Below are 12,535 nucleotides of genomic sequence, written 5' to 3'. Positions count from 1 at the left end.
ATGACCGCCGGCGTTTTTTCAATCAGTCCCGGCTGCGTGCCGTGATTGATCCCCAGGTATCTATCGGCGTTCATGCCACCGCCACAACACCCGCGTTTCACCCGCGCCCCCCCGCGCGGTCAACATTTCCGTGATATGCAAGTGACAGCAAAAGCGCAAAAAGTCCTCGCTGCGTTGCATGTAGCCCTGCCAACCGCCAAATCTGGCATCATCGCGAAAAGCGTAATAGTTTTCCAATGCTTTTGTGAACTCGATGTCATGCCCATTGTAGATGCGGGTATGCGTCAGCACGGGCAGGTTGGAGGGGCGGCAAGCGGGTCGCTGCGGCGAGGGGGGTTCGGGGATCAAACCCCGCGGATCGGGCCAATCGACCGGCAGCGCTTGCGCGGAGGACTCGTGTCCCGCTAGCGGAGTTCCGGCGGTGGCTTGCGGCGTGGTCAATAATTCCGGCGGCGCGGGTTGGGACGGTTGCGCGGGAGTAGCGGCTGCTAGCGGACTCTGGCTTTTATCGCCCGTCTCTGCGGAATTAGCGGTACTTTTGACGCTGCTCGGTGGGGGGATTCCGGCGCTGTTATTCGCTTTGCGTTTATTGGCCACCAAGGCTAGGACGCCATATTGTTCCGATGGTCTGTCGGCTGTCGGCACTGGCACCAACGTCGGTGTTTGATCTTGCGGGGTTTGCGTCTTTAGCTGTTCCCGCGCCAATTCAAATTCGGTCGCTTGCACCAATGTTTGCGGAATTTCTTCTTCCTCGGTTGTGCCCCAAGGCAACCCATACCCCACGGGAATAGGATGAAAGCACGGATTTGTCGCGTGCCAATCCACCGACAATCCCAACCGCGGTGGATAATAAGGACTGTAATCCGTCACCACGCCCACCACAATCGCGTCCAATTTTAGCTCGCGGGCGATATAGCGATATTCCTCGGCGGTGCTTAACTCCAGTCCTAGGCTGCGGGCTTTTTGTTCGATGACGCCAATGGGCACCACTTCAAACCCGGGGATGCTTTGTAATTCATTGAAATACGCTTGAGCGATTTGGCGGGTATCGAGCGTGGCCTCGGTGGTCAGATTGATAAATGGCGCTACCCCCACCCGGCTAAGTTGCGGAAAGGGATTATGAAATGTCGGCTGGTGTTCAATCTCGGGGAGCAGGCTGCAGCCCGTCACCAGGATGAGTGTAGCGATCAGCGTGGCCAGACGAAAAAGCATGTCAAAATGCAAAAAGTGGAAATGAAGCGTCCCAATTGCTAGCAGAACAAAAGAATATCCTGTTCGAGGGATGCGGAAAATCCGCTACATCCCCTACTATCGGCAAAGTTTGCGCAATTGATCCACTTTAACTGTGGCTAGCCGGAGAGATTTTTTGCTAGCGTGCAAAGCGATGCGGGCTTTAGCCTGTACCCAAAATTTATGGAGATAGACCTAGGGCGACGCTGCGCTTGACCTAGGCTGGAATAGGTCTGGCCTTTGGCCAGCAAATGCTTGTATTAAACGAGCAACGCTGATCCCGCGCGGAACTACGGCCGCCAGAGCACAAGCGGGTCCGCTTCTTTTGCGCTGGCCGTGATTTGCGCCATGGTGAATTCTTTACCCAGCACCCGCGCGAGTTCTTCGACCGCGAATCGCTCGCTGGCATAATGTCCCAACAGCAGCATCGTCATCTGATTGGCGGCGGCGGCCAGGGCCGTGTGAAAGCGCGCCTCGCCGGTAACAAAACAATCACAACCCAAGCGCATCGCTATTCCCAGCAACTCATCCGCGGCTCCGCAACCGACACCCACCCGTGTGACAGGCCGAGCGGGGTCGCCGACGATGTGCGCGCTAGACAGCGATAACTGTTGGCAGGCGGTCGCCGCCAAATCCCCCAAAGTCGTGACGGGCGGCGCATTTCCCTGGCGTCCGATTCCGCTCGTCGGTTCCGTCGGATCCGGCGCTAACGGCTGTATTCCGGTTAAACCCAGCCGCGTTGCCAGTTGTTGGTTGATGCCCAGCTCCGCCGAATCAAACGCCGTGTGGGGACTGTACACGGCAATTTTGTGCTCTATCAACGCCAATAACAGCCGGCCCGTGGTGGTGTCCGCTGTCCACCGTTTTTCCGCCTTAAAAGGAAACGGGTGATGGCTGATCAGTAGATTCGCCCCCATGTCGATTGCTTCTTGCACCGTGGCGTCCGTCACGGTTAAGCACGTCAACACCCGCGACACCTGCCGCGTCGCATCCCCCACTAGCAGGCCCACATTATCCCAGTCGGCGGCTAGCCGCGGGGGGGTGTGTCGGGCAAAAAACTCAACAAAATCGGCAATCGTGGACATGGTAAGAAAGCTTAGGCGTCCCGTTCGGCCGTGAGATCTGCAAAATCACGCAGGTGATAGGCCAGACCGGATTTATCCAGCACGTGCGTGAGGCCGCGCAGGGCCACGCCCATGCCGTCGGGCCCGCTGGCTCCGCCGTATTGACCGCCGGCCTTGAGATGGGGTTCTAAATCCAGAAAGACGCCGGGAATACCGCGCTTGGCCAGTTTTTTTGTAAGTGCCGGGACGAGCGTGGCAAAATCGGCCAAAATTTTGGCATGGCCGGCGTCCCCCTGGTCCGCGGGGACAAAGTTCCAGACCGCGTCCTCGTCAATGTGCTTTATTTTTTTGCTTTTTTTGGCGTATTTATAATCTTTGATATGCATCCAACCCAGCGCGGGCTTCATGGCCAGGTATTGATCAAAGGTTTCCTTGGGAGAGTACCCTTGCATGAGGATATTGGCCCCGTCAAAGACCAAAACCACGGCAGGATGGTTGAGCTGGCGGTGAATTTCGGCCATGAGGTGGCCATTTTGGCCGATCAGATTAGCTTCCACCTCCAGGCCAAAGGTCAAATCGGAGCGGTGGCACATTTCGGCGATTTGGCCCAGTTGCTCGACCGCCTGGGGCAAGTAACCCTTGGGATCAGTCCCCTTGGGATGGTAAAAGGTAAAACCGCGGATGAGTTTGGTCTCGAACGCATGGGCCAGTTCGCAAGCGCGGGTGACTTCGGTCGCTAAATATTTTTTGAAGGGGACATAGCGGTTCTTGGTGCCGTCATCCTGGTCGAGCAATTTTACCTTTCCCAGGGGAGAACCGATCGAGGCGACATTGAGGCCATATTCATCCATGAGGTGGCGAATGACCTGGACTTCTCCTTTGGTGAGCTGCATTACATTTTTGATTCCCTTGCCAGCGTCGATAAAGCGCAAGGAAAAATACTCTAGCCCCAGCGCGGCAAAAGCCACAAACTGTTCGACGGCGGTCTTATGATGGGCGGCCTCGTCGGCAAAGCCAGAAAGAATGACAGCGGGAGTAGGCATGGCGGGCGGTCTTGGGGCTGAGAGAGGAAAGGGCAAACAACAGGCGGACCATTCCGCAAATAGCTTTGCGTCCGCATTGTGAGGGATTGTGTCCGCCACCGCAAGCAGCGCCCGGCACAAAAGCGAAAATAGCAGCCTCCGCGGGGGAGAGAGTCCCGTCGGACTACTCCGCCAGCCACAGAATGCCCGTGCCATCCCGGCTGGTGGTAAAGACCTGGCCGTCATCCGCCGAAAACTGAACGGAGGTCACTTCCTGGGTATGTCCGCTCAGGGTGAGAATTTCCTTGCCCCGCGGGGATGCGGCGTTTTGGTCGGCGGGGGCCTGGGCCGGGGGACTAGCCGCCAGAGGAGCCAAGACGCGGGTGTCCCACAGCTTGACGGTGGTGTCGGCGCTGCCGGTCAATACCCGTCGGCCATCCGTGGAGAGTGCGACGCTGGTGACCGCCGCGGTATGGCCGCGCAGTTCACAGCGTACGCGCAGTTTTTCTGGGTGGTCGGCGGAAAGATCAGCCAACCAAGCCGTGTTGTCCGCTCCGCCAATGGCCACCAAAAGCGCGACGGAGGGTGTCTTTGGTTCATTCGCGGCGATTTTTTGCACCGCCAAGCTGGTTAGCGGCGCTGTGGAAAGCTGCCAAGATTCTACCTGTGATCCCGTGGCAATGTCCCACAAGGACAAGCGGCCGTCATTGCCCGCGGTCAAGGCGTGCCCGCCGCCAGGCAGGATCACTCCCGCGCGCAGGCGGACATTTTCCGCGTTCAGTTTTTGCCGCACGGTGTAGGCAGGGACATCCCACACGACGCCGGTGCCATCATCCGCCACGGTAAGCAGCAAGTTCCCTTCCGCCGCAAAGCGCGCGTCATTTATCGGACCGGTATGCGCCAAGGGAAGTTTGCGCAACGGTTGACCGGTCTGGCGGTTCCATAATTTAAGCGTGTTATCCCAACTGCCGGTCAAGACGTGCTGTGCGTCCGGGGCAAAGCGCGCGACCGAAACCGCGCCATGCGGGGTAAAAGTCATGATGGGTTGCGGTTGACCCAGTTTCCATAGACGAGCGCCATTACCCCCCACGGTTAATAGGGAATTGGCCTGGGGCCCAAAAATCGCGGACCAGATTAAACCTTCGCTGCGTTCCAGATTGGGCAATTCCCCGCCGGTGGCAAGGTCATACAGACGCACGCGGGAGGAATTCGTATCAGGTGATGCCGCTGGCTGTTCGGTGCCTCCCGCTGGACCAACCGCCGAGCTAATCACCAAAGCGCGGGTGTTGTCGGCATTGATGGCTAAACTGGTCACCCGCCCGGCCGCGCTCTCGAGCATGGACCGCGCTTTGCCAGTCTCGGGATTCCACACGCGCACCGTGCCGTCGACGGTGGCGGTCAAACCCCAAGTGCCGTCGGCGGATAAAGCAAACGCCGTGAGTTCGGCGTCATGCCGCCAGATTTTGTCACGCGCCTCGGTGCCTGTGCGTCCATCGGCGCAACCCACGGTATGGTCGGCGCTCGCGCTGTACAGCCATTTGCCATCGGGGGACCAGGCCAGACCTAAAATATTGTCCGCATGGCGGTCGGCTTTCCACAGTGGTTCGCCGGTGGCCAAATCCCACACGATCAGTTGGCCGGCAGTATCGCCGCTGGCCAACCAGTTGGCATGCGGAGCAAACGCCACCGCCGACACTTGGCCCCGGTGGCCAAATAATTTTTTCAGTCGATTCCCGTTCGCCGCGTCCCAAACCTGGACAATGGGGCGAAGGATCGCCGCTCCCGCGACGGGCAAGACGTTCTTAGCATCCGCGGGTAAGGCATTGCCTAGGGGTGAGGCAAGAGCTTCCGCCGCTTCCTCTCCGGCGGTGGCCAGGAACTCTCCGGTGGAATTGACCGCCACGATGGCCGTTTGACCGGTTCCCACCAACCGCAAGCGTTCGACGCCGCTTTCCAAATCCCAAACTCGCGTCGTGTTGTCGACGGCGGCGGTGGCAAAGGCCTTGCCATCGGGAAAGAGGGCCAGGTTAGTCACCAAAAAACTGTGCCCTTCGGTCAAGGTTTGCAACAGCGCGCCATCCCCGGTATTCCAAATTTTGGCGGTGCGGTCCTGGCTGGCGGTGACGACCGCGTCTCCCGCGGGGGTGATATCCCCGCCTAACAGCGCCCCAGAGTGTCCCGTTAGCAGTTTTCCCTGCAACACGCGTTCTTCGCGGTAACCGGCCAAATCCCACTGCTTGACGCGGCGGTCGTGGCTGGCGGAAACTACCTCGCCGGATCGGGGCAAAAAGTCCGCCGCCGCCACCCGCCCCGAATGTCCTCGAATCGTTTGAATGGTTTCGCCCGACTCGGCGTTCCAGACTTTGAGTGTATTGTCCTGGGAAGCGCTGAGCACCCGTGCGGTTTCATCGGGAAAAAACCCCACCCAACGGACCGGCCCCAAATGTCCCGCCAGGGCGCGGTAAGCGACCGTCGCGGGCGCGCTCCCCGTGGCCAAACCGGCCAGATCAACCGCCTGGGCCGCATCCCGCCGCCAGATGAGCACGCGCTGATCGTAGCCGCCGCTGGCGACGCTGTTTCCGTCCGGCGAAAAAGCGGCGTGGTAGACCGGTCCCGCGTGAGCGCGAAACAGGCGGCGGTTTTGAGGTTGTTGCAACTCCGCGTCGGATTGGCGCAGATCCCAGACAATGCAGGTGCCATCTTGACTGGCGGTTACCACGTAATTTCCATCTGGCGACCAATCGGCCGACCAGACCCACCAGGAATGTCCACGCAGCACGCGAGCTTGACTAGTCCCATCCAAATCCGAAATCCGCGCGGTATTGTCATATCCGCTAGAGAGCAGCTTTTTTCCGTCCCGGCTGAATTGCACGCTGAGAACGGCATCGGTATGGCCGGGGATTTTTTGGATTATATCCCCCGTGGTTCCATTTAATAACTTGAGATGCCCCCCTGCGGGATCATTACCGCCGACAGCCAGTTGTGCGCCGTCAGGGGACCAGGCCAAGGCGTGGATATACTGCCCCCCCGGGGCAAACACCCGGGCTGGCTGGTCATTTTTACCAATTTGCCAAATGTAAATTTTGGCGTCATAACCGGCCGCGGCCAGCCATTGTCCATCGGGTGACAGGGCTACCACGTCCAGTTCCGCGGGGAGTCGGGGATCGATCGCAAGGGGGGATTGTTCCGCGGCAACTCCAGCGACCGGCGGTTCGGCTTTCAGGTGATAATCGAATTTTGCCCGTTGGCACAAATAACGCAGTCGTCGCCATTCCCAGTTGCGATATTGCGGGGGGCATTGTTCCAGCAGTTCTAGCACATCGCCAAAAGCGTTTTCCTGGACCTTGGCGGAGGCCAGGCCAATCTTGGCGATGTAGCCCGAGTATTCTTCGGCTTCTTTGGCCATCAGCGCGGCATCCTTCGCCTGGATGGCGACCCCTTCCGCTTCGACCGCGCGTTGCTTTTCTTTCACGGCGATTTTTTCCGCCTCTTCCGCCCGCATTTTATCCTTGATCGCCGCCTGCTCGGCCTTTTCGGCCAACAATTGGGACTCTTCGGCTTTTTTCTTGGCTAGTTTTTCCGCTTCGGCGGATTCCAGCGCTTTTTGTTTGGCGATGCGCTCGGCGGCGGCGGCTTGTTCGGCTTCCAGCTTTTTGGCTTCCGCCAGTTTTCGCTGGGTTTCGGCGGCGATGCGCTGTTTATCGGCATCCTTGCGGGCGACTTCTTCCAGCTTTTTGGCGCTGACCGCTTCATCCCGCGCAACGACCGCCTTTTGTCGTTCGGCGTTGACCCATAGCAGTCCGCCCACAATCAAGATGGCAATCGCGGTTCCCATGCTCCACAGGACGCGGCGGGCCATTTGCAGCCGCTGGCGGCGGGCGTTCCGCTCGGTGATTTCGGCGGCCACGCGCTGCTTGAGTTCTAACTGCGTTGGATCGCTCGTGACTAAGAGCGAATCCGCCAAGTCAAAGTCTTGCTTGGCGAGCGCCGCCTCGGCATAGGCCAGTTGCGCCTGGCGGATACCGGTCTCGGCCTTGTCATTTTCCGGCCAGAGCGCGTGGGCCTCTTGATACCCGAATAGCGCTTTGGAATACGTTTGGTAGTCGCCGCTGTCGCGTGCTTCGGCCAAGCCTTGCTCGGCGCGCTGCACCAGGGCGATGCTTTCCGCGTGGGATTCGTACTCGCGCAGCGCGTTTTGAAAGTCGCGCACGCTGGCGTAACGGGCGTCAATCTTGGTGGACATGGCCCGCCGGGCGATCTCCACCAGTTCCCCCGCTTGATCGGTGGGGACGATCTCGTTTCGCGCGGCGGCCATCAGGCACTGCATCACGGTTTTTCCGGAATGCGGCGGCTTCCCCGTCAAAATCTCGTACAGCATCGCCCCCAGCAAGTAGATATCGCTGGCAAAGCCCACTTTTTCCAGCGGGCCCGCCGCCATCTCCGGGGCCATGTACGCGGGCGTCCCCCCCATGCTGGTTGTTTGGGTGATGGTTTCGACCTTGCGAAAATTACTGGTCGCCATGGCCAGGCCCCAGTCCATGACCAGCGCCTCGCCAAACTCGCCCAACATGATGTTTTCAGGCTTGAGATCGCGATGGATGATTCCCCGGGCATGGGCAAAGGCGACGGCGTCGGCCACCTTCATTAATATATCCAGGTTTTCGGCCAGGGACTTGGTGGTGATGACCTTGTTCCAGGGCGTGCCGATCACCTTTTTCATGCTGTAAAACAGCGCGCCGGCCTCGTTCGTCCCGAGATCATAAATGGGGACGATATTGGGGTGGTCCAGGTCGCCGGTGACGACCGCCTCGCTCAAAAATTTTTCCCGTTGCTCCGTGTTGGAAGCGCCGGACGGTTTGAGCATCTTGAGCGCGACCGTCCGGTCGATGCTGGCCTGCCGGGCCGAATACACCACGCCCACCCCCCCCTCGCCAATGATGTCCAACAGCTCGTAATCGGCGTTGGTCTTGAGTGGCGGCATTTTGAGCGCGCGGGCGGGCTTGCGGGCAAACTCCTTGGGTTTAATGACCAGTTTGGAATCCTTGGGAGAATCCTTGCGCGCGTCACGACGGATGGTCATCCGCGGCGTGGTGGTCGGTTCGATCGTGCCCCGCCACATTTTAGCGATGGCCGCCCCCTGCGAACCGGTCACTTCCGCCGAATCAAATGTTGCCGCCAGACTACGCTCCGGCCAGGTCCCGCCGGTGTTTTCATCCGCCATGCCGGCAAACGCCGAATCCAGTTGGACAGAGCCGGATTGCGGTGGCGTGGGGTTTCCGGCGGCGGGAGTTTTGCCGGCGGCCACTTTGGCCATCGCCGCGACAGTCGCGCTGTCAAAGATATTGCTTTCGATGGTTTGCGCGATTCCCGCCGAGTTGTCCGGCCCCTGGCCGCCAAGAGCCTGCCCCGGCATGGCTATTGTCCCGCTTGCCCCTTGATCAATTGTTAGATTCAACGGAAAATCCGCCGCGCCGGGTTGCCCGGGCAACTCCACGGTTTGACCTCCGGAGACCGGCGAAGTATTTCTCCCGTCGCCAGGGCCAGTTCCCCCATCCGTCAGGGAAATATGCGTGGGGGTCGCTTCGTCCGCGCCATCCTGTGCGGCAGGCGGGACAGTGAGTTCAAAATCCCCCCCGCGCGCGTCGGGATGGATCGGATCATAACTGGAAAATTCCAATGTGTGGGAAGGAACCGCCCCCAACAGCGAAAAGCGGGGATCGCTGTGCGTGGAGGGATCGGCCAAATCAAAGCTCGCCCCACCGGCCTCCTGTGCTGGCAAGTCAACGGTCGCGCTTGCCGGGGATTGTTCGATTATGCCCTGATTAACGTCGGTGGTGCCCGGCGGGTTCTGCCAAGAATCCCCCGTCGATTCGACCGTGGCTGACAAACCGTCCGCAGCCAGACCGGGACCTAGGTCAAAATCACCCCCCAAATCTTCCTGGGGGAGGGTGCGCGCGGCGTCGCTATCAAGAGTCTGGGCGTCGACCCGCGGAGCCGCCGGCGCGGGAACAATGACCGTCATATCCAGTTTTTCATGGGCGGTTTTGCGGGGATCCACAACCTCCCCACTGGCATCGCGCACGGTTTCAGTAATCAGACTAGAGTATTCGCATTCCAGATTTTGCTCGGCAAAGGCGCGGGCGATCTCTTTGCGAAATTCGCGTAACTCGTCGCGGGTAAAGCTGTGCCCACAGACATCGCACCGCCCCGACTTGGCGCTGGCCAAGAGTAATTCGACGTGGCAACGTGGACAAAGCATGCAATCACACGAATCCGCGGGCTAGACGATCAGGCCAAAAACCAGGTGGGGGGGTGGTAACTGCTATTTTGCTTGAGTGAAAAGACTTTGCCGAGATGTTTGTGGGAAAAAACGCGAAAAAACCTGTTTTCGCGCGGATTTTAGCGATTTTACAAGGCCCTTTTGGCAAATGGGGCGTTTGCCTGATGATTCGCTCCCGATGCGCCCCCCTTACAAACGCTTACATCCACCCCGGTCGATGGTAGGTCGTGGCTTTACTCCTGGGGCACCGTCATGTTGCGCCGCCAGTTTCGCACAGCGCGACTAGCGGCTACAGGTTGCCCCGTGGCACCCGGTGATTGTTGGCCCACTGCATTCATGGCCCGCTGCCAGCGCCGTCCGCGACGAGTGCTGGCCCCAGTCAACACCAGCGATACCCCCAGACCGGCAGTGATGGCCATCGTGGACATGGTTTCTTGTGAAGGGGGATTGGTCGACTCGTCCGGGGAACCGGCAGGTGGCGGGGGGCTGGGATCAGCGGGGGGCAGGGTCTGTTCGATCGGGGCGGGAGGATTCGCCTGCCCAGGCGGGGAAAGGGGCGCATCCGACGCGGGGGTGTTTTGCGCCGAGGGGGGGGAGGTTTGTAGATTGGGGGATGGGGGAAGCGTTGAATCATCCTGGGCCGGGGGCAATACGACCCGTGGCGGCGGGCGGTCCTGGCTGTCGGAGTTGGGTTCGGTCGGATCAAACGCCTGTCCCTGGCGAATCACCACATCCACCACCAGGCGTTGGTTATTTTCTTGGATCAAATAAATTCGGTACCGGCCGTCGGGCAATTTCTTGAACAAACCGGGTAAGTCCTGCAATACCCGGTCTTGCAAGGGAATGTTGGGGCTTTCACTGCCGTCGGGCAGGACAATCCGCAGGACAAGGATGCGTTCGGCTTCGGAAAGTTCTTGTTGGCCAAAGACGCGATCCTCCGCCTGCTGCGCCAATTGCGGCGGTGTGACCAGCGACAGCGGCTGCACGGCGACCGTGGGGGTAATCACCGGGGGAATTTCCTCTGGCTCGGGCGTCACATAAATCCCCACGGCGGGAACGTTTTGGTCGGTGACCTCAAGCTGGCGAAATTCCACGACGGTATCGGTGCCGTCAAAGTAGCGGATCTCGATCGTGACCTGATCGAGCGGATTGGGCCGAAACAGAATTGCCTGGTACTTGTAGACGAGCGTCGGAAAGTCGCGCGGGATGGCGGTCTCGTTGGCCAGAAATGGATCCACGGCCGTGGTCACCGAATTCAGCACAAAATCATTCCACAGCACAGTGACCGTGATGGTGTCATCCCCCGGATCACTCACGGTGGTATCCACTGTCGCCGTCAACTGCGAGTCAATATCGGTGGTGTCCAGGGTGATCGGCGTGGCGGGGACATTGGCCACGCTAATGGACTGGGTGATCACGCTGATGCCACCGTCCTGGTCATCGACCGTGAGGGTGACAACATAGGTTCCCTCATTATTGGGCGTAAAGAAAATCGTCTCGCCGGTTCCCTGGCTAAAAAATTGCCCGTTACGCGTCACTGTCCAGCTAAAGAGCAACGGATCAAAAATGGCGGGGGCGCTGGGGGGATTGGCCGGGTCGGTGGCCGTGGAACCAAAGCTAATCGTGGTTCCTTCCAACCCATCGATGGCGGGATTAATAAATGTCAGCGTCGGGGCGACATTGAGCACGGTTAACGGGATAGCCGCCGGGACACTAGCGGCCATATCATCGGTCACAATGGCCGAAAGGACCAATGTGGCATTATCAAAGTGCAGAAATGTCAGCCCATCCAAGGCGGCGTTCAAGTCGGCCAGTGTCCCCTGTATGGTCATGTTTCCGGTCCCATTAGCCCCTAGCAAAAAAGTAATTCCGCTGGTCGTGGCTAGCGTCAGTGTCCCCACGGGAACGGACAAACTGACCGTTTGCGGCAGGTTAAACGCGTCGACATCGCTGAATTGCGGGGCATTGCCATTTGCCGAGGAAAGCACCAGGGCCGTCGACTCATTTATTTGCTGCAAACCGGGAACCACCCAGACAGGGGCGTCATTGACCGGGGTGATGTTCAAATTGACTGTGCGGGGCAGGGGAGCAGCGCCCGGTCCGCCGCTATTACCCAGATCGTCCGCCTCAATGACCAAAGCGTCCCCGCCAAAGTAATTCAGATTTGGCAGATAACTTAGCGTGGCCAAGGCCGCGTTGATGTCCGCCAACGTCCCTTGAATGATAAAATTCGCCGTGCCGTTGGTGGTCCCGCTAACAAATGTCAACCCCGCCGTGCTCCCCAGGGTCAATGTCCCTTGACTAACCGAGAGCGAAAGCCGCAATTCCCCGCCAAAGATGTCCACATCGGCCACACTTATCAATAATCCATTGCCGGTGGAAAAAGCCAATACCGTATCCTCGGGAGTCGTGGCGGAAGCCGGCGCGGTAATGACCGGCGGATCATTAATCGGATTCACCACAATCTGTGCGGTAATGACACTCCCCCCCAGATCGGCAATTGTGTTCCCCACAGCCGCTTGAATCTGGAATGTCCCCACCCCAAAGAAGTTGGTGCTGGGCAAGAACCGCAGTCCCGCCGCTCCTTGGGTCGCTGTAATAAAGCTGCCGTTGGTGACCACGGTCACGCCGTCATTCAAAAACAGCGTGCCATTTGTAATCGACGTAATTTGATAATGGGTTACTTCCGCCCCATCGACGGGATTGCGACTAATCACCAAGCCACCCATGGAAAGCGTATCTTCATCGGTTTGCGCATTGGTAACGCTAGGCGTATCGGCGATGGGATTGACCACGATCGTGGCGGTGGCCAGGCCGCCCCCCAGTTGCGCATTCGTTGGCCCTAACGCCGCCTGGACCTGAAATGAGCCATTGCCAAAGAAGTTGGCGTTGGGCAAAAAGCGCAGACCCGCGGCCCCTTGGGCGACGGTGATAAAGCC

Annotated in this window: 5 protein-coding genes; all 5 read right to left on the bottom strand. The window is 59.2% G+C overall.

Going from position 1 to position 12,535, the window contains the following annotated elements:
• Positions 1-60: 60 nt before the first annotated feature.
• The gene (locus tag SFX18_20105; protein MDX1965460.1) at positions 61-1,212 is read right to left on the bottom strand and encodes a hypothetical protein; all 1,152 of its coding nucleotides are present in this window, start codon (positions 1,210-1,212) and stop codon (positions 61-63) included.
• 308 nt (positions 1,213-1,520) lie between these two features.
• On the bottom strand, positions 1,521-2,315 hold the full coding sequence (locus tag SFX18_20100; GenBank protein MDX1965459.1) for a Nif3-like dinuclear metal center hexameric protein: 795 nt from the start codon (positions 2,313-2,315) through the stop codon (positions 1,521-1,523).
• Positions 2,316-2,326: 11 nt separating this feature from the next.
• Complete coding sequence (locus tag SFX18_20095; GenBank protein MDX1965458.1) at positions 2,327-3,337, bottom strand: TIM barrel protein; 1,011 nt, start codon at positions 3,335-3,337, stop codon at positions 2,327-2,329.
• 163 nt (positions 3,338-3,500) lie between these two features.
• Positions 3,501-9,575: a protein kinase gene (locus tag SFX18_20090; GenBank protein ID MDX1965457.1), complete on the bottom strand. Its 6,075-nt coding sequence runs from the start codon at positions 9,573-9,575 to the stop codon at positions 3,501-3,503.
• Between the two features lie 254 nt (positions 9,576-9,829).
• A partial coding sequence (locus SFX18_20085; protein MDX1965456.1) for a hypothetical protein occupies positions 9,830-12,535 on the bottom strand: 2,706 nt, incomplete at its 5' end.

The sequence above is a fragment of the Pirellulales bacterium genome (assembly GCA_033762255.1).
Classification (GTDB): domain Bacteria; phylum Planctomycetota; class Planctomycetia; order Pirellulales; family JALHPA01; genus JANRLT01.
The sequence above is the reverse complement of the archived record's forward strand: the minus strand, read 5'-3'. Positions and strand labels throughout refer to the sequence as shown.

What these genes read in the sequence shown, in the direction of transcription:
- SFX18_20095 (MDX1965458.1), bottom strand. Translation starts at nt 3,337, where the DNA reads ATGCCTACTCCCGCTGTCATTCTTTCTGGCTTTGCCGACGAGGCCGCC.
- SFX18_20100 (MDX1965459.1), bottom strand. Translation starts at nt 2,315, where the DNA reads ATGTCCACGATTGCCGATTTTGTTGAGTTTTTTGCCCGACACACCCCC.
- SFX18_20090 (MDX1965457.1), bottom strand. Translation starts at nt 9,575, where the DNA reads ATGCTTTGTCCACGTTGCCACGTCGAATTACTCTTGGCCAGCGCCAAG.
- SFX18_20105 (MDX1965460.1), bottom strand. Translation starts at nt 1,212, where the DNA reads ATGCTTTTTCGTCTGGCCACGCTGATCGCTACACTCATCCTGGTGACG.